Source organism: Micromonospora sp. PRAS1 (assembly GCF_059553435.1).
In genome coordinates this window covers 33,533-52,148 of the sequence record NZ_JCANNB010000012.1, presented here as the reverse complement: position 1 = coordinate 52,148, position 18,616 = coordinate 33,533, and the positions used below count along the sequence as shown (strand labels likewise).

The 18,616-nt window shown below is 66.9% G+C and carries 11 protein-coding genes, 1 tRNA gene and 4 pseudogenes; 7 read left to right on the top strand and 9 right to left on the bottom strand.

The genetic code is table 11. The features are described 5' to 3' along the window. Window positions 1–250 precede the first annotated feature (250 nt). The 4 genes and pseudogenes from AC507J_RS13690 to AC507J_RS13675 all read right to left on the bottom strand — a co-directional run. On the bottom strand, window positions 251–559 hold the full coding sequence (locus AC507J_RS13690; RefSeq protein ID WP_496289516.1) for an oxidoreductase dimerization domain-containing protein: 309 nt from the start codon (window positions 557–559) through the stop codon (window positions 251–253). Window positions 560–716: 157 nt separating this feature from the next. After that, complete coding sequence (argF, locus tag AC507J_RS13685; protein ID WP_496289515.1) at window positions 717–1,718, bottom strand: ornithine carbamoyltransferase; 1,002 nt, start codon at window positions 1,716–1,718, stop codon at window positions 717–719. 16 nt (window positions 1,719–1,734) lie between these two features. Next, a complete protein-coding gene (locus AC507J_RS13680; RefSeq protein WP_496289514.1) occupies window positions 1,735–2,151 on the bottom strand; it encodes an arginine deiminase family protein in 417 nt (138 codons plus the stop codon). After that, window positions 2,093–2,401: pseudogene (locus AC507J_RS13675) on the bottom strand (amino acid permease); the annotation flags it as partial. The gene AC507J_RS13680 and the pseudogene AC507J_RS13675, both read right to left, overlap by 59 nt. Window positions 2,402–2,719: 318 nt before the next feature. Here AC507J_RS13675 and AC507J_RS13670 point away from each other — a divergent pair. From AC507J_RS13670 to AC507J_RS13660, 3 genes are all read left to right on the top strand, one after another. Next, window positions 2,720–3,124, top strand: coding sequence for an STAS domain-containing protein (locus tag AC507J_RS13670; RefSeq protein ID WP_496289513.1), 405 nt, complete (start codon window positions 2,720–2,722; stop codon window positions 3,122–3,124). 353 nt (window positions 3,125–3,477) lie between these two features. Further along, complete coding sequence (locus AC507J_RS13665) at window positions 3,478–3,624, top strand: hypothetical protein (RefSeq protein ID WP_496289512.1); 147 nt, start codon at window positions 3,478–3,480, stop codon at window positions 3,622–3,624. Further along, window positions 3,625–4,056, top strand: a complete 432-nt coding sequence (locus tag AC507J_RS13660; RefSeq protein WP_496289511.1) for an alpha/beta fold hydrolase — start codon at window positions 3,625–3,627, stop codon at window positions 4,054–4,056. A gap of 533 nt (window positions 4,057–4,589) precedes the next feature. Here the strand turns inward: AC507J_RS13660 and AC507J_RS13655 are convergent. The 3 genes from AC507J_RS13655 to AC507J_RS13645 form a co-directional block, all read right to left on the bottom strand. Then, window positions 4,590–9,959 (bottom strand): PDDEXK-like endonuclease domain-containing protein, encoded by a 5,370-nt coding sequence (locus AC507J_RS13655; RefSeq protein ID WP_496289510.1) that lies wholly within the window; start codon window positions 9,957–9,959, stop codon window positions 4,590–4,592. A gap of 393 nt (window positions 9,960–10,352) precedes the next feature. After that, the gene (locus tag AC507J_RS13650; protein WP_496289509.1) at window positions 10,353–12,833 is read right to left on the bottom strand and encodes a hypothetical protein; all 2,481 of its coding nucleotides are present in this window, start codon (window positions 12,831–12,833) and stop codon (window positions 10,353–10,355) included. Beyond that, window positions 12,830–14,338 (bottom strand): hypothetical protein, encoded by a 1,509-nt coding sequence (locus AC507J_RS13645; RefSeq protein WP_496289508.1) that lies wholly within the window; start codon window positions 14,336–14,338, stop codon window positions 12,830–12,832. The genes AC507J_RS13650 and AC507J_RS13645 overlap by 4 nt, the downstream gene beginning before the upstream one ends. A 460-nt stretch (window positions 14,339–14,798) precedes the next feature. Between AC507J_RS13645 and AC507J_RS13640 the strand changes: the two genes are divergently transcribed. The 3 genes and pseudogenes from AC507J_RS13640 to AC507J_RS13630 all read left to right on the top strand — a co-directional run. Beyond that, window positions 14,799–15,182, top strand: a complete 384-nt coding sequence (locus tag AC507J_RS13640; RefSeq protein WP_496289507.1) for a DUF6624 domain-containing protein — start codon at window positions 14,799–14,801, stop codon at window positions 15,180–15,182. A 21-nt stretch (window positions 15,183–15,203) separates the two neighbouring features. Next, window positions 15,204–15,313, top strand: a pseudogene (locus AC507J_RS13635) (IS5/IS1182 family transposase); the annotation flags it as partial. Window positions 15,314–15,329: 16 nt separating this feature from the next. Continuing rightward, window positions 15,330–15,845: pseudogene (locus AC507J_RS13630) on the top strand (replication-relaxation family protein); the annotation flags it as partial. A gap of 917 nt (window positions 15,846–16,762) precedes the next feature. On the opposite strand, the gene AC507J_RS13625 reads toward AC507J_RS13630, so the two are convergent. Beyond that, window positions 16,763–16,927 (bottom strand): hypothetical protein, encoded by a 165-nt coding sequence (locus AC507J_RS13625; protein ID WP_496289506.1) that lies wholly within the window; start codon window positions 16,925–16,927, stop codon window positions 16,763–16,765. Between the two features lie 415 nt (window positions 16,928–17,342). Here AC507J_RS13625 and AC507J_RS13620 point away from each other — a divergent pair. Then, a pseudogene (locus AC507J_RS13620) lies at window positions 17,343–18,394 on the top strand (tyrosine-type recombinase/integrase). Window positions 18,395–18,478: 84 nt separating this feature from the next. Here the strand turns inward: AC507J_RS13620 and AC507J_RS13615 are convergent. Further along, window positions 18,479–18,552 (bottom strand) — tRNA-Pro (locus AC507J_RS13615). Window positions 18,553–18,616 lie beyond the last annotated feature (64 nt).

The following is an 18,616-nucleotide window of genomic DNA, read 5'->3' as shown; positions in this document are numbered from 1 at the left end:
CTCCATCGTGGGCTCCGTCGCCGGGCTCGGCGGGGCCGTCGACGCACCCACCGAATGGGCGATCGCCGGCGCGGAGGCGCTGCCGCACCTCGCTCGTCGCCCAGCAGGGTGATGGCCGCTGCGCCGGGTCGTCGGGGTTGAAGCCGTCGGACGGGCGGCCGGGCGGCTGCTGCTGCCCGGCCGTCGACGTGCAGCCTTCGACCGGTGGGGAGGCCCATCCGCCTGACACCCTCACGGGTCAGGGGAACTGTCATCCGAGGGCCTCCAGTGCCGTTTCCACGGCACGGTGGAACGTCGGATAGGTGTGGATCATGTGGCGCAGGCGGTCAACCGGCACCTCGGCCTGGACGGCAACGTGCAGGCCGTACAGCACCCCACCGCCCGCCGGGCCGGCCGAGGTCGCCCCGACCAGGACGGCCCGGTCGGCATCCTCGACCAGTTTGACGAATCCGTCATTGCCCGGTCCGTGGATCCAGCCGCGGGTCGACGTGGCGATCGGCACCAGGCTGGTACGGACCTGGCGGCCCTGGGCACGCGCCTGCCGCTCGGTGAGACCCACCGCCGCGATCTCGGGGTCGGTGAAGCTGGTGCTCGGTCGCCAGGTGGGCGAGGGATCTCGCGGCGCGACGCACGTGCCGGCTCTGGATCGCCGCGTCCGGTTTCTCACCGTGTTCCAGCAGGGCGTTGCCGCCGAGGGCGATGACGATCCGCACGGCTCACTCCGCCAGTGCCCGCACGAGCAGGGCCTTGATGACGTGCAGCCGATTCTCCGCCTGGTCGAACACGATCGACCGTTTGGACTCGAACACCTCTTCGGTGACCTCCGCGCCCTCGAGGCCGAACTGCCGGTGCAGGCGGGCGCCGATGGCCGTCCCGCGATTGTGGATGGCCGGCAGGCAGTGCATGAACCGCACGCCCGCCCGGTTCGTGGCGTCCAGCACCTCGTCGGTGACGCGGTACGGCAGCAGCGACGGCACCCGCTCCTGCCACACCTCGTCGGGCTCGCCCATGCTGACCCACACGTCCGTGTAGACGAAGTCGGCACCACGTACCGCGGTGTCCAGGTCTTCGGTGACCAGGATGCGCGCGCCGCTCGACCGGGCCGCGGCCTCGGCGGCCGCCACCACGCCGGGCGGTGGCTGCCGGCCGGCGGGTGCCGCGAGGCGGACGTCCATGCCGAGCAGGGCGCCGGTCACGAGCAATGAGCGGGCGATGTTGCCGCGGCCGTCACCGGTGAAGCAGAATGCGATGTCCTGGAGGTCGCCGCCGTGGTGCTCGGTCATGGTGAGCACGTCGGCAAGGCTCTGGGTCGGATGCCAGGCATCGGTGAGTGCGTTCCAGACCGGTACGCCGGAGTGCTCGGCAAACACTTCCACTGTGTCCTGGGCGTAGCCGCGGAACGCGATGCCGTCGTACATCCGGCCGAGTACCCGGGCGGTGTCGGCGGCGGACTCCTCCCGACCGAGGTGGGTGCCGTCGGGCCCGAGGTAGGTGACGTGGGCACCCTGGTCATGGGCAGCTACCTCGAACGCGCAACGGGTACGGGTGGAGTTCTTCTCGAACACCAGCACGATGGACCGTCCGCGCAGCCGCGGGATCTCGTCGCCGTGCTGGCGATCACGTTTCAACTCGGCGGCCAGGGCCAGCAGGTCGAGACGTCGGGGTTTGTCCAGGTCCAGGTCCTGCAGGAAGGAGCCCGGGCGAAGTTGCGAGGTCATGAGGGTTCTCCCCTGCTCAGCGCGGTTGACGGCGTACCGGGCAGCTCATGCAGCGGGCGCCACCGCGACCGCGGCCGAGTTCGCTGCCGGCGAGGGTGATGACGTCGATGCCGTTGCGACGCAGCATCGTGTTGGTGACGACGTTGCGGTCGTAGCCCACGACCACACCCGGCGCGACGGCCAGGAAGTTGTTCGCGTCGTCCCACTGCTCCCGCTGGGCGGTCAAGCGGTCCGCCTCCGCGGTCAACACCTTGACCGAGCCCGTGTCGAGGGCCTGGGCCAGCGCGGCCGGCACGCCCCGGCTCTCCGCCACGTCGAGGCCGTCGGGTTGCTGCCCGGGGTGAGGCGCCAGCAGCGCACCTCGTTCCGGCCCACGCGGTGATCCAGTAGCTCCACGCGTTGACGAAGCCGGCGAACTCCCCGAACCCCGCACGGGCGTAGAGGTACGGTCCGCCGGAGCCGGGAACCCGACGGTTCAACGCGCCGAACGTCAGGGCCAGCGCCACCGAACCCACAGTCGCCAGGACGAAGGCGACCAGCGAGATCGGGCCGAAGCCGGCCAGCGCCGACGGCAACGCGAACACGCCGGTGCCGATGACCGAGCCGACCACCAGGGCGGTCGCTGTCGGCAACCCGAAACGCCGCTCGTCGGGACGGCCCCGCGCCACCCCGTCGGGCTTCATCACATCAGGCATGACCTGCCTCCTCACCGAGTGATCTCTGTGTCGCCGGCAACGCTAGGAGGGGTCAGTGCCGAGCCAGTGGCAGATCAGTGCGCACGACCTGGCCCGCTGCGCACACCCGATGGCGTACGCCAGGCCGGGGCCTCGGCACGACCGCGCACTTCTTCGTCACTGGGACCGCACGGGCCGCTCCTAGCGTGGCAACCGTCGGCGGCTGTCCCTTCGCGCTTCGCGAGCAGGCCCGCCGAGCCTCCGGTGCCGATCAGGGCGACCTGACCGTCACCCCCACGAGTCGATGTGATCGGAGATGAGCAGGCCATGATGCTGACGTCGGAGCCGGAACGGCAGTTGGAGGTCACCGCACAGAACAACCCCCCGGGCCTGTACCTGCGCGGCGAGGTGGACCTGTTCACCGTGCCGGAACTGGAGGTCGCGCTGGAGACAGTCCTCGCCGCACCCGGCGACGTCACCATCGACCTGCACCAGCTCACCTTCATCGACGTGCTCGGGTCGCGCGCGCTCGCCCGGGCGGCGATCCAACTGCGCCGCGGCGGGCGACGGATGCGGCTGCGCGGCGCCAGCATGCAGCTGCGGCGGATGCTGCACCTGCTGGGCTGGGCCAGGCTGTTCGAGTTCCCCCTTCTCGATGACGTGGCCCGCCCGGCTCAGCGGGCCGTCGCGGTGCGTCTACGCCAGCGGCCCGAGCGCGTCCGCGCGGCCTGACCCGACCGGTCCGGCCACCTCACCGACGCCGCCACTGGACAGTCACTGGTTCGCCACTGCGGCCCGCTTCCATGGCGGTATCCGATCACCAAGGACGTGAAGGAGCAGCACGATGACATCCAGGAACATCAGCCGTATCGCCGCAGCCGCCCTGGCCGCGGCCACCATGGTGGCCGGCACCGGAGCGGCCGCGGTGGCCGACCGTGGGAACCGGCCGCGGTGGCCGACCGTGGGAACCGGCCGAAGCCGACCGTGGTGCTCATCCACGGCGCCTTCGCCGACTTCAGCGGCTGGAGCGACGTGGTGCGCCGACTCCAGCACGACGGCTACCCCACCGTGTCGACGCCAGCCCATTGCGGGGTGTCGCCTCCGACGCCGCGTCGGTCAAGGCGCTCCTCGACTCCATCGACGGCCCGATCGTGCTGGTCGGCCATTCGTACTGTGGCATGGTGCCCAGCCGGGCGGCGGCCGGCGACCCCGACGTCAAAGCCCTGGTGTAGGTGGCCGCGTTCGCGCCTTCGGCCGGCGAGCTGGCCGCACAGTTCCCCGGCGGTAGCCTCGGCGAGACGCTGCGCTCGGTGCCGCTGCCCGACGGCAGCGAGGATCTGTATGTCGACCGAAAGCTCCTCCCGAAGCAGTTCGCCGCGGATGTGCCGGGCGCCGAGGCGAATCTGATGGCCGTCACCCAACGGCCCATCACCGCAACGGCGCTGAGCGAGGACGCGACGGGGCCGCAGGCCTGGCAGAGGATCCCCAGCTACTTCCTGGTCGCCGAGGCAGACCGCAACATCCCGGCCGCGGCCCAACACTTCATGGCCCGACGCGCACACGGCACTGTCCGCGCGGTGGAGGGCGCCTCCCACGCGGTGTTCGTCTCCCAGCCAGCGACCACCGCGTCGTTCATCGAGAAGGCGGCGCGGGAGCACGTCTGACCGGTGGGGTGGCCGCGGGTGGCGGGACGGTCCACCCGCCACCCGCCACCCGCGGCCCGTCGGCGTACGGCCCGCATTACGTCCGGTCGACCTGAACCCACCCGGGTCAGGTGAGAAGCCCGGGTTATCCACAGTTGCCGCCCTGGCGAGCCGGTCGAGGTTGCGACGCAACATCTGCGGCGCTTGACGCGGAACGTAGCTATTCCGGGCTTGTAACTGCTTGCCAAAAGTTGACGCTGAGCTGCACAGATATGGCTGATCACCGGTCTCGCCTTGTCACTGATTGTCAATCATTAGCCCGAGTTTTCGGGGGGTAAACGGGGGGCGCGTGGGCAGGTAGCACGGCATCCTCACTATGGCGACCCCGCCTCAGCCCCAACGGCGACACGAGGTACCGACCGGTTCGTGCAGCATCAACCAGCGCGGGGTGACGGCGCTCATCTCCAAGTGGTCGTTGCCGACACGTGACCGTCCTCTGACACCTCCTACAGGCGATCAAGCATGGAAGTTCGTGTAGGTCGGCCACGAACCCTTCAGCCGTGTGAGTCTTCTGCGATCCGGCGGGCCAGACTCTCGACCCTTGTCAGCCGGGTGATGGCCACTTCGGTCAGCGATTTGCGCCCGTAGGTCTCCAGTGTGGCCCGGAAGACCGCAACTCGATTGCTCCAATCGATCTTCCTCGCATGCGCGGCCATGACCATGGCCAGCTCCGCGGGTGGGATCTCATTGAGGCTCCGCGGCCCGAGGGTCCTCAGCACCAGCCGGGGCTGGTTTGGCATCCGGTACGTACACGGTTGAACGCCGGACTCGCGAAGCGGATTGTCCTGCACGAGCAGACCGCGGCGGACCGCGGCGCTGATGACCTTGTTGACCGCGCTCGCTGACAATCTGGTGACGCGTTGGCCGCCGGCGGCCCTGACATACGCGGTCTGCAGACGCTCGCCGATCACCGGCCCTTCACACTCGACGATGGCAAGCAATGCGTCGCGCATCCCCGTCGGAGCTGGATCTGCCGGCCGCGGCGCCGCACCTTGATAGATTTCGTACGGCTCGAGCATTAATGATCCGACCATGGTCGAGCCTGGTCGGGGGCCTAAGGTCACGGTGACATCCGGTTGAGTTACACGCCCAGTATCGGAGCGCGCCATTTCCGTCTGTCCCGTCTGTCCATAAGACGCTCGACTGTTGACGGCGATGGCAGGGCCGGGAATCGGCCGCAGGAAGGAATCGCTCTGCGGTTCAGCTGCAGGCTCGACATGATGAACAGCCTCGCTCCCAACCGACTCATCCGCTTGCGCCGTTCGCTTGCTCGGTGTGGATTCCTGCAGAACCGTCGGCCGGGTTCCGGACTCGGCTGGTCGCTCCACGCCGGAAGAGAGATCGTCAGGACCTGGTTGGGATAGCTCTTCCAGTTGGCGGGCAGTCGGCCGACCGTCCATGCCCGCAGCCGAAGCGTGGTCAGCGGATCGAGAAGGGGTGGGACGCGATGTTGGCTCTCTGTGTGGGTCGGCCCAGTCGGAGGGGTGGATGCCCCGTCGCTTCAGGGCTGCCCACAAGTCGCGTAGCACGGACGCTTCGTCCACCACAAATGCCGACTCCGGGATGCGGAAGAACTGCCATCCGCAGCGTTCCAATTCGCGCTGCCGGGCCATGTCGGCCTCGTATCGGTCCGGGCCGTGCCACGTGTCACCATCGCATTCGATGGCGAGCCGGCCATGCGGGCCGACCACCACCAGGTCGATCGAGTAGCCGATGGCTTCATACTGCGGTACGACGGTGAATCCGCGCCCGACCAGCCGGTTGTAGACTCGCTGCTCGAAAAGTGAGTCGAACGGCGCGGTTCTCTCGTGCTCGGACACGTTGGTGGGCAGTTCGACGCCGTCTTGTTTGGTAGGTCGCGCGGACACCGCGTAGCAGTAGTCCAGCAACTGATGGCGCATGTCCTCTGGGTTGCCAAGGTCGTTGGACCGGACCGAGTGGAAGACCCACATCTGGTCCTTGGCGCGAGACGCCGCGACGTTGTAGCGCTGCAGGTACATCTCGCTCGTGGCCGCTCCGATGCGCGTCCCCGGCTCGATCGCTGTGACCATGCTGAGGAACATGACGTCGCGCTCGGATCCCTGGAAGTCTGCTGAGTCGCCGCAGCGCAGGTCACGCCGTTCCCACTCGGCCGGGTCGAGCTGTTCCAGCAGCAGTCTCTGGATCTGCTTGGCTTGGTGTGGTCCCTGCAGCGAGATAACACCGAAGGTCAGGCCGTCGTATCGAGGATCCTGAGTACACGCCAGAACCTGTGCGACGATCGCCTCGGCCTCGGGCTGATTCACCTTGCCGGTCGTTCCACGCACGTAACCGTTTTCGACGTATACGGGTTTGATCGGTTCGAGGCGGTCGGCGCCATACTGGCGTACCGGGATGAGTCGGATGTTTTCCGGCTCGTAGGCGATCCGGTTGGAAAAGTTGATGATCTCCGGAACACAGCGACGGTGCTCAGTCAATGCGATGAGGCCATCGAAGCGCATCTTCGCCTCGTCGAAGAGGCTCCGCTTCGGATCCTGCCAGGACGCTCGGTACGGGTCGTCATACAGATACTGCGAGGCGAGGTCACGCAGATGCTGTTGGTCGACACCGACCGCAGCGGGTGAGACCTGTTTGTCGTCGCCGACCACCACGATCTTTGGTGCGAGGTACTGAAGGAATGCTGCGGCCAGCCCGGCCTGCGATGCCTCGTCCACGATCACTACGTCGAACATGTTCGGCTGGACCTGTAGTTGTTCCGCGATACGGTAGATCGGCATGATCCAGACCGGCACCGAAGACCGACAACGGTCCATGGCCTGCCGGATCTCTGCACGGCGCAGGTGGGCGTACTTTCCGGTTCCCCTGCCAAGACCACGTACGAGTTGCCCGTACTGCTGGAGGTTGGCCCGAGCTGAGCCGCTGATCCGTTCGGGGGACGCGGCGTGCCGCCAGGCGCGTGCGGCGGCCAGTTCCTCGACGTGCTGGCGGATCGTCCGTTCGACGTCACTGATCTCGGCTTGCAGCCGATTGAGGTCTGCGACCTGCCGGTCTGCGAGCCAGGCCCCCACGAAGGCCCAGTCCCAGGACCGCTCCCACGAAATTAGGCGGCCGTCCCATAGCTCGTCGTCAGGGCTGGCGACAATGGTTTCGTGGACCCGCTCGGCTTGCTGCCGTAGTCGGGATCCAAGGTTGTCGCGGTACTGCACCAGCGTGCGAGCTTCGACCAGACGAGCGATGCGACTGACAGCGACGGCGTACCCGTTGACGTCCCGGTCGGCCACAGCTTTCGTCAGGGCAAGTAATACCGGAGACGCGCCGGGATCGTGTACCAAGGCGGCGACGGGTTCGACGACCGCATCGACGGCAGCCCGCGCGACGAGAAGATGGTCGTCAGCCGCTGCCGCGTCGACGAGTGAGGCGTAGGCACGTACTGCAGACAGGTCCTCCCACCGCAGGCGCGGCAAGCGCCATGCGGTAAGGCGCTGCTCCAGGTCGGCAAGTTCGATTCCGAGGGCCAAGACTCGTTGCAGCTGATGAAGTTCGGTGACGTGCCAGGCGAGACGCTCCTGGAAGGTGTCCTCGGGCGGTACGACGACGCTGGCTGGCCACGCGCGATCCAGCGCGGTCAGCAGGCGAGTGGCCTCCGTCCAGGCGACGAAAGCGTCGATCGTCTCCACTGAGGTCGGCGGGCGTCCGTCGACGCGGATGTGGGTGAACAAGTCACGTGCCGCCTTGACCGGTCTCGCGGCCAGCATTCCCAGTGCTGGCGTTCCGTCGGCGGCGAGTTTGATCTTTCCACCCGTGCACAAGTGTTCCCGCAGGTGGCGCGCGAGCGACACCAGTGGCGCCAGCTCGGTGCCGGTCGAACTGATCTCGGTAATGCCGAGAACCTGTACGTGTGGCTGCGCATGTTCGGCGAGCTGCTGCAGCTGGGTGGCGCGGTTCTGCCAGACCTGGCCGCGGCCGGAAGTGACGTCGGCCAGCGCCTCCGCCATCCACGCTTCCCGTCGACGAGCTAGGTCGTCGGCGGTGTCGGCAAGCTGGTGCAGTTCCTGCTGTAGCACAGCGCGTTCCGCTGGTGGTAAGGCACGGATCGCGGCGAAGGCGGGATGTTCCCGTCCAGCTTGGTGTGTTTCGTGGGCGGCGCGTGCCTGGGTCTCGGCAGCGACCGCGGCCGCGAAGTCGGCTGGCGGCAACAATGTCGCCGGATCGGCCAGCGTGTCCCGCGACGGTTCTTCGTCCGCGGTCAACCGCTGGTCACGGAGCAGCCTCAACCACTCGGTCATCTCCGCCGTCGTCAAGGGTGGTCGGTCGTCGGGCTTGGCGGGAGCCAAGGGCCCAAGCCACCCGTATAGTTGCGCGTCTGCGCGGTGGGCCGTGGCGATCGCCGCGAGGGTTCCGTGGTATGGGCCCTGGTCATGCACCAGCACCTCGGCGGACCGCACATCGACGATCCGCCGGTGAAGCAGGCTGCGCTGGCGTCGCAAGCGGTCGATGACGTCCAGGTGATGCCGGATGGTGCGGGCGACCTGATCGGCGTCGAAGTCGATGGCCCGTTGCGAGATGGTGTTGACCGCGACCTTCAGATCGGCCATGTCCTCGCGCGATGCGCCGACAACCGCGACCGACAACGGCCTGATCGCCTCGGGCAGCTTTGCCCGCACCTCTTTGAGCGCACGGTCCGTCTGTGCCGTGACCAGCACCCGCTTACCCTGCGCGAGCAGGTGACTGAGCAGCGCGGCTGCGGTGTGGGTCTTGCCCGTGCCGGGCGGTCCCTGCACCAGGGTCTGGGCGTGCCGGTCGACCTGCCGCAGGATCTGCAACTGCTTGTCGTTCACCGGCAGTGGTAGGTAAATCTCGTCGTCGACGGCGACCAGGGCACCCGGTGTCTGATCGGTCTCCACCGCCGGCCGGTGGTCCGGGTCCACCAAGGGGAGGATTCCCTCGGGTACGGTTTCCGAGTCGATCAGCTGCTCGCGGATCCGTTCCAACACCTCGACCAGGCCATGGTTCCGGCGTCGCAGCACAATCGCCGGTGCGAGCGTGACTTCTGCGGTTTCTGCAGCAGCCCGTCCGGGATTTTCCGTTTCGTAGTAGACCGCATCCGGATCGAGGCTGTTCGCGGTGCGTTGCAGCAGTTCGCCGATGGCGTCCAAGTCGAGCGGGTGATGCGCGTAGGTGCGTCCGAGTTCCCGCACCTCGCCGATGTGTCGGGATCTGGTCAGGTGCGAGTCCAGCATGTCGAGTTCGAGGCGCAGCGGTTCGACTGACTCGGCGGCGACGATACTCAAGGTCCCGCTCGCCGGGTCCAGTTCGATGCTTACCGGAACGGTGATGAGGTGCCGCCGCACCGCAGGGTGATCGACCGGGCGCCAAACGAGGCAACCGACGGCGAGCACTAGTTCTTTCTCCTCCGGGTTGCTGGCTGCTTCCGCCTGCATGGAAAAGAGCGCTCCGTACGCGTCACGCACCGGCCTGTCGGTGCGCTCCCGCTGTGCCCACTGCGTCCAGCCGATCAGCCACCGCTGGTACGCCTGCGTGACCCACGGGTGATCGGCCAGCCGCAATAGCTCGGGCTCGGCTTCCTCGTCCTCCGGCTCCGGCCCGGGGATCTCGAGGGCCAGATTCGGTTCCACATCCGCGTCTTCGTACCCGCCGTCCAACCATCGCATCACCTCGGAGCTCGGCATCGGCGCGCGGACCCGGTCCAAGCGGTCAACATGCCCGATCTCCGCCCCCTGCTCCGGCGTAACGTCCCAGTGCGCGAAATGCACCGCCGGGTGGCGGGGCATGTCTCGGGTCCAGGCAACCTCATATCCGTCCAACGTGCGCGGCGCCCTGACGGCGGACTGTTGAGCTCGTGCCAGGAACTCGAACAGTCGCACCGCGCGGTCGATACGGCTCGCTGGAGCGGTGTTCAAAACGGAGGTCCCTTCAAAGTGGTGACGGGCAGTTGCGGAGGGCTCGCCTACCTCCGAGGCGAACCGGCGGCGGTGTCGACCTGATCTACCCGGACACAGATGATCCGCCGTGAGCCACGCTCTGATCGCATGCCGCTCCATGCCTGGCCACTGCCATAAGCGAAGGCGACAGTGCCGGCCGTGGGCTGGCACGAACGTGCGGCAGAGGGCTGGGAAAAAGTGATGTCTTCAGTCATGGGAACCCCATCGAAACTACTCGGAACGCTACAGATGACGCTGCCGGTCGTTCGGAGAACTTCTCAGAGCCGTACGGAGGATCGCGGGCAGACTCACTCCATCGGGGCCCTTGACCTCGTTCTAGGAATCGGTCGCGTTGAAGGCATCGTCGGGTCCGGATGGTGTCCACCGTCGGTCCGGCGGGCGTAGCGGGGTGCCACGTGAGTAGGCGGCGATGCCGGTGATCAGGCGCTCCCAGCGCTCGGCGCGCCATCCGCTGCCCGACTTCGTGACCAGGAGCAGACGGCGCCCGTTCCACCAGCCGTGCACCGTCGGCTCGTCGTCGGACACCACTTGGACGTCGGGGAAGTCACGCAGAGCATCCAGGGCGGCGAGCACCGCCTGGCGAGTGGTCCGGCCGCGTGCGACGCGGACGACGGAACCGTCAAGTTGGGCGCCGGCGAGCCTGTCCACCGCGTCGTGTAGCGCAGATCGTTGCAGAATCCAGTCGAGTTCGGTGACAAAGTTGGTGTGCTCGAACAGCACGCCGAAGGTGTGTCCGCTCAGTCCTGCCGCATAGCGTCGGATCGTTTCTTCCGGTACCGCCGCGAGCCAGTCGGTCCACTCCGTGTATGCCTGCCGTAGTTCCTCGAACTGTGCGGTGAGTTCGCTGTCCGGTTCGTTGCGACGGTCGAGACCGTTGCGTAGCGCGATGAGTCCGATGGTGGCGAGGGCGGCATGCTCGTGGTCCAGGCTCTCTTCCTGGTCGGCCATCCAGAGTTGCAGCACTACCCAGTAGAGCAGGTCGGACCAGTCGGTTGCATCCTCCCAGAGTCCGCCGGCGACCACGGTCAGCACCAGTCGGCTGACGGCCAGCTTCGCCGGTAGCGGCCAGTCCTCCGATGCATCGACCAGTTCCCGGATTCCACGTCGTAGGCGGGTGCGTTGGCCTGTCGTGAGAGCGTCCAGCACGGTCGCGACGGTCTCCGGGCGCGCCGGTGAGGCGTGCCCTGCCGTCTCGTTCTCGCTCTGCCGGGTCGACGGCGAAGTGTCGTTCTCGTCGTTCGGGTCGTCGAAGATCTCACTGTCCGCCGGGGTGGGTCTGCTTTGGTGGTTGGTGCCGAGGGTGAAACGCAGCAGCGCGGGCCCGACGGCTGCGGTGATCCGGCTTTCCACCCGACGCCGTCGATTGGCAGCGGACGAGTTGGCGATACGGTCCGGGCGGACCGAGGCGAGGTGGGCGAGCGCCTCGAAAAGCGCGGCCTGGTGCGCTTGGTCAGCGATGACGATCGGTAGGGGCGTGTGTTCCAGCGGAGATGGGTTGTCGATGCGTGACAGCGCTGCGCCGACATCGGTCACCACGACGTCGCGGATCTGTGTACCCGTGTCCGTCACCACGTATGTGGTCGCATGACCATCGGACGCGACGGACCAGTCGGGATCCGGAAATCCGGCATAGCGGTGGAGTTTCCCGTCGCTGCGCTGATGGTCGAGTCGTAGCCCTTCCACCACGAGCCAAGCCGGGGCCTGGTTCTCGTCGGTGAGGACCGTGGCCTCCACGCTCTCTGCGCCTATTCGGACGCCGAGTACTCGCAGGGATGGCCCCGAGGGGAGGCGTTCGGCGGCTTCCCGAATGTGCAGGTCCGCCGGTTGTTCCAGGTCCACCGCGTGTACCGGCACGGCGGAGATCAATGGCTCCGATGTGCCGGTCAGCAGGCCCAACTCGCAATTGCCACCCGCAGCCATGGTCTTGATGAGGGCGGCGGCACTGCAGTTGGCGCTGCCGGTCAGCGCCCATGACTGCTGCTCCGTGCGCCATTCCACGATCTTCGCGTGGTGGTAGCGACTGCTCTGCGGGGTGACGACCATGCTCGTGCCGGCCCGTTTGACCACGTGGGCGAGGGCATCCGGATCGCACTGGACGTCCCGGGTGAGCAGGAGCTGCAGGTCGGCGGGTTCGAAGCGGTCGACCAGCCGGCGCAGCGCCTTCGCCTGCGGGTCGAAGAACGGAGCGGCGACCGCCAGCGAGGAGACAGGCGTCTTCGGCACCGGGAGTTGCTCGATGATCGGACGTGCCGCCGTCGTCACCAGCGCAGGCTGACCGGGCGCTTGTTCCGCCGGGCGGGAGGTGAGCAGCTCCGCAACGCGGTCGAGGCGTTCCCGGCCGAGGTCCTCCATCCAGACCGCGGCCGGCAGGTGACGTAGCCAGTCAGCGAGATCATGGAACAGCTGCGGCACTGTCGGGCCCGCGCCACGCAGCGTCGTCCAGACCTCGGCGTTGTGGTGCCAGCCCGAGGCGGTGGCGTTGCCGGAACCAATGGCCACCACTGCGTCGGTCTCGGAGGCGATCACCACGAGCTTCGGATGGAAAGCTCCGCCTGCCTTGCAGACGACCGGCAGGGCCAGGTAGTCGGCCCGGCCAGGTCGTTGGGTGAGCTGGTCGGCGTCGTACAGAACCGTGGTGCGGGCTCGAACGGCCTGCGCCTCCCGCAGGCAGACGTCCTCGAAGAAGGACAAGTCACAGGTGTATGTGAGGACGAGGATCTCCTCCACATCGGCAAGCAGACGGCCACGCAGCAGCGCGGGCGGTGCCGCGCCCCGCAGTTCCTCCCACGCCGTCACCACCTCACCTCAGCGGCGTACCGGCCAGCACTCCAGGTGTCACCGTCGTACGAGAGCACACCCAGTTGCCGCATCACATTGGTGAAGGTCGGCAACCGCAGAGACACCGCAGCCCGCCCTTCTCGGCCCTCCAAACGCCATCGGTCACCAACCCGCCGCAGCCGGGTGGGAAGCCGCAGCCCGTACCGGGTCCACTGCATCTTCTGCCGGCTCACCGACTCGGCCCGATGAAACAGCACCCCCGCGAGATCGGAGACGGCATCGACCAACGGCCGCTCACCATTGCGGGCCAGCCACGCGGTCACATAGCCAGGCCCCAGATCATCGGACAACGCGCCGACAAAGGCATCCCGGGTGATCGGGTCGAGGTGCTCCACACGCCGGGCACCGACGGCGAGCAGCCGCAGCATGCCGAACACCGTCCAGTCGTCGCTATTCAACGCCTCGTCGTCCAAGTCGTGTTCGACGGGCAGTGGGGTGCCGGCACCGTCAATCACCGGGGGAAGACCGTCGACGAGGGCCTCGCGAACGGTGGCGTCCGGAAGACCGCTGACGAACTCGGCGATCGCCTGTTCCAGGGTGCCGGTATCGGACAGCGGCGACACCAACCGCGCCCAGATCAGCCGCCACGCCCAGACCGACCAGTTACGCAGCAGCGCGCCGCGCCAGACAAGCGCATGAGCGTACAGATCCTCACCCACCAACTCCCGCAGACCCGGCCGGAAACAGCACCACCGGTCCATGGCCATGTCAACCGACTCACCGTCGACATGCTCGCCAGCCATCGCTCCCACCAGCAACGCCGCGCTGCTTCGATGGATTCGCGCGTGACCAGAGCGCTCCGTGCCGATAAAGTACGCATTCCGCACGCATTCACCGTCGGACGTGTCGCCCATGGCGCACACGCACAAGTGGTGCAAGCCGTCGAGGTCCGCCACCGAGAGCGGCTTCTCCCGTTCCGCCACACGCAACACCTCGTCGAGGGCAGCGAGCTGACCGGCATTCGCCGCCGGCCCGGGCAGCGGAACTCGTCCCCCATCGGTGAGACCGAGCACCGCCTCGATCCCCGCATACGTCTGCAAATAGCCGCCCCGGACCCGGCTGTACCTTTCAGCCACCCGACCCACATCGACGACACCGTGACGCTGCAGCTCAGGCCGGATCGTGTTCACACCATGCACCCCGAACGACTCCGCCCGCAGGTGGTGATCATCCTCCGCCTCACCGTGCGCGATCGACACCGCAGCAAGAACGACCTCACTACGCCGAACCAACGCATGGAAAGCGTGCACATCCTTACTACCGGTCCAGCCTCGCCGCTGCGCCTCGATCGCGAGACGTGCGTGCAGGGCCAGATAACGCGCGTGCGGAGTGGTGGTGATGACACCGGGGATCAGCGCTGCGGCATGCGCCCCGATCACGGTTTCAACAGCAAGCGGCTGACGGCCGGTGTCATCCGGAGTATCCGGCTTCAACGTCCACGCCGGACCCAACATCACGGTCACGAACACTCCCCCGCAGTCGCCCGCTGGTCGGACAGATCCACCGCGCTACCGAACCAGACAGCAAGGGCAACACCAGCGAAGTGACAGATAGCCGACCCATAGCCAGAAGGGCTGCATCGGTGCTGCCCTACGAGCCGTTCACGCGGTACGGAGGCCGACGACCAGTTCCACACGTCGGCTTGATCGGTGCCAGCGACACCTCATCAAGCAGCCGAGAGTCTGGCTCATCGCCCGTAAGCCAACGCTGCAACGCACATGCCACAGATCATCCTAGGATATCGACTGCAGTCGACTACTCTGCCGACAGAGCAGTCTCACCAGCCCATCAGGTTGGATTGATCGCGCATGCCCCGGGAGGCCGAGTGGGCATGAGGCGAACGGACTACAGCAGGACCACCCACCGGATCTGGTCCGTTGGCGAGGTGATCCGGGCTGCGGCTTCCACCCGGTCGGGCGCGCCGTGACCACGCACAAAGCATTCGCCGCCGAACTGATCGTGCGGATGGACCGTGACCAACAGGCACGATCCCAGACGGCCCGCCGAACGACCGGGGACGACCTCTGGGCTCGGGTACGCGAGATCGACACCGACAACACCACGTGGCCGACGCAGATCATCGACCGCCACGGCTGGCCACGGCTCAGCGACGTCGGGCCGGACGCCGCCACCTGGCTGCTCGCACAACACGCCGACCACGACCCCGATTTCCAACGCCGCTGCCTCCCCCTGTTCGAACAGGCAGTAGAGGACGGCGAGGCCGAACCGTCCCACCTGACCCACCTCACCGACCGCGTCGGCCGCGCCGAGGGCAGACCCCAGCGCTACGGCACCCAATTCTGGTAGGACCCGACGGCACCAGCCCGCAATGGGATCCTGTGGAAGCTGCGCACGGGGGCGCCAACGGGACATGGGACCGGATCCTCGCCGCGGCGCAGGTCCACGACGACGGCACACCGGTGCAGTGGACGATGGCGACTCTCGGCGAACCCACACCTGACGCACCTGCTCACCGCGAACGAGTTCTTCGTCCGCCTCACCGCCCACGCCCGGCAGCACCCAGAGGCGCGGTTGGACCGGTGGTGGTCCGAGTCGCTGACCACCAAGCAGTTCCGGACCATCACCGCCGACGGACACGGCCTGTGGAGCGTCGGCGATGCCACGCTGGGGTTCTTCCTGGAAGCCGACACCGGCACCGAACCCCTGCGGAGCCGGGTGGTGACCAAGCTCGACCGGTACGCACGCCTGACCCGGCGCGGCGGACCCCGCTACCCGGTGCTGTTCTGGCTCGGCAGCGAACACCGCGAAGAACACCTCCACCAGCTCCTACGCGGCGATCACGACGATGTTCCGGTCGCGACCGCCACCCACACCAGCGAGCCCGCCGAAGCGGTCTGGCTCCCGACCGGCGCCACCGGTCGGGCCCGGCTCATCGAGCTGCCCAGCGACCACGGCCAGCCGGTAGCGGACAACCCGAACTACCAAGACGACGGGGACTTCGTCTGCTGACAGACCCTGACAGGCACACGGCCGGTTCTGTCACCGCAGGTCAGAGGCATAGTCGTGGTCCTGATAGGGCTGGTGCTGTCAGGTCACGACGCTACGGTGCAGCTTCTTGTCTTTGCTCGCACCGCCGCCCGTCTGTTTTCCCTTTCGGATCTGCCCGCGCCAGCGGGATCACCCACAGCCCACCCTCCGGTCGGCTCGTGATCCACACCTCGCGCCCAACACGGCAGCTCTCCTGGTCCAGACGCCGCGATCCGGTGGCAGCACCGCCCCTGCACACCCAACCATCCATGCCCCGCCCTGTCGCGAAGGGAGCACTCCGCCATGCCCAAGCCCACGCCGCTGCCCTTCGCTGGCGTCTGTGGAACACCCGCGACACAGGGCAACCATCAAGACCACGCCATTACGCTCTGGTGTACCTTGATTACAAGATGATAGAATTGATCAATATACGACGATGGGGGCAGCATGAAACGTGCACTAGTTCGCGCCATTGCGGCCTTCTTGGGAATCAGCTCTGCATTCATAGGGCCAAGACTCGCGCAAGCATCGGTTACTGTGCCCCCAGGCGGATCAGGATCGACTTGTAGTGGCTACAGCTATGCAACGGTCAACCCCAATCGCTATTGGCAAACATGCGCTTGGGCAGACAATAATGAAGTGTATTTCACGGTTCACTTCGGAAATACCAGCTCCGTCACCTGGTACGTAGACACCGTTTATTTAGATCTCTTTCGTAACGGCACTTTTTACACTTGCAGCGCAGGATATTGGGAAAATTTTGAGGTTTCATCGCACTCGGTTCGCAGCACTCCCACCGCCGTCTGCGCAAGGCCTCGCGTAAGCGCGGCTTATGCCTCGCACGCCTCCGTTTACGATGGAGCATACAGCGATGCGGTGAGTAGCCCCACCCTCCAAGTTCAGTAGCCCACCAGAAATTCGCTGTTTTCGCGCCGACTTGCGCCACAAATGCAATACATCAACGCCACCACCCGGCCCGCCCGTGGGAGGAGTACCTCGCCCAGCACCACGCCGACCCTGGCAAGCTCACCCTGAGCGAGGCCCGCCGCCGCTTCGAGCAGCAACCCCGCGTCCTGGCGGTGGTCGCGGCCTCGTTCGACCCCTAGCTTGATCTTTAACCTGTGCGTCGTGGCCTCGGGTAATTCGAGGTTTTCGTTTTCTTGGTGCTGCTGTTGGGCTTGTTGCTGGTAACGGCTGTGACGATGTGGACATCGTGGCGGGTGGTTCGGTGGCGGTTGGGATGTCCGGGCGGTCGTCCAGGGCCTGGTCGGCTCGGTTTCGGTGCGGCGGCGGGGCAGCCGGCTTTGGCGCGTAGCCGGACTGCTCGACGTCGACCCGTCGACCATCCGGCGGTGGCGCACTCTCCAACCGTTGCAGGGTCCGCCGTTCATCCAGATCTCTGACCGGGTGGTGAAGTACGCGACGGGCCGATGTAGAGCAGTGGCTGTCCGCCCGTCGCGTCTACCCGCAGGCGGCCTGATGGCCACGCCTCAGCAACCACCGATCGGCGTACGGCTGGCCACCGATGTTGAACACCGGCCCGGCCGCGACCGGCCCTACCGGGCGCGGGTGCGCTGGACCGACCCGATCAGCAAGCGCCGGCTGTGCAAGTCAACGACAGTCGCCACCCCGGAAGAGGTTCAAGCCTGGCTTGACGGCATGGTCAGCGCCGCACAGGGCGGCGTCGACCCGGTCGCCGCGACCAAACGCCTCACGAAGTACGGCAAGAGCGTGATGACGCTGGCCCCACGGTGAAGAACAGCCTCGCCGTGCTGGTACGCGTGATGGAACAGGCCGTACGTGACGGCATCATCCAACGGAATCCCGCTCAGGTCACCGGGTGGCAGCGCGAATACCAGCGGGCCGCCGACGAGTTGGACGATCCGCGCTCGCTCGCACTGCCCGATTGGGAGACGCTGACCGCTCTTGCCGATGCGCTGGTCAACCGGTCCGCGAATCACTTCACCGGGTGGGCCGAGGTGGTGATATTCGCGGCGTGCACCGCCGCGCGGATCGGCGAGGTTTCCGGCGTCCGCGCCGAGGACATCGACCGGGAAACGTGGATGTGGACCGTACGCCGCCAAACCACGCCCGGCCCCGGTGGCCTCATCGACAAGGGCACAAAGGGCAAGCGCGCACGCACGGTGCCGCTGATCGAAGAGGTACGGCCGATCGTGGCTCACCGCCTGGACGCCGCGAGCAAGCCCGATTCCCGGCTGTTCACCGGGCCACGCGGTGGCCGAATCAGCACCGCCGTACTCCGCGACGCGACGCATTGGGATGAGGTGGTCACCACGCTCGGATACGAACACCTACGCCGACACGACCTACGGCACACCGGCCTTACCTGGATGGCTGACGCTGGCGTACCGGTGCACGTCCTACGGAAAATCGCCGGCCACGGGTCGCTGACCACCACTCAGCGCTACCTACACCCCGACCGGCAGCCGTTCACCGACGCGGGAACGGCGCTGAGCGCCCACTTGAAGGCCCGCCGGTCCCCAGGTGGTCCCCAACTACGCGCCGTCTAGATCAGCAATTCCCTACTACCCGCATACGAATTAGAGGCCGTTGACCAGGGCTTTTGCCCCGGTTCACGGCCTCTTTTCGTGCTGTCGGGACGGCCGGATTCGAACCGACGACCCCTTGACCCCCAGTCAAGTGCGCTACCAAACTGCGCCACGTCCCGATGCCGCCAACGGATCTTCCCCGCGACAGCCGGTACAGCTTAGCGCAGCTTCCCTCATCCGTTG

Excerpts from the sequence above, each read along its gene's own strand:
- AC507J_RS13670 (WP_496289513.1), top strand. The coding sequence starts at position 2,720 with ATGATGCTGACGTCGGAGCCGGAACGGCAGTTGGAGGTCACCGCACAG.
- argF (WP_496289515.1), bottom strand. The coding sequence starts at position 1,718 with ATGACCTCGCAACTTCGCCCGGGCTCCTTCCTGCAGGACCTGGACCTG.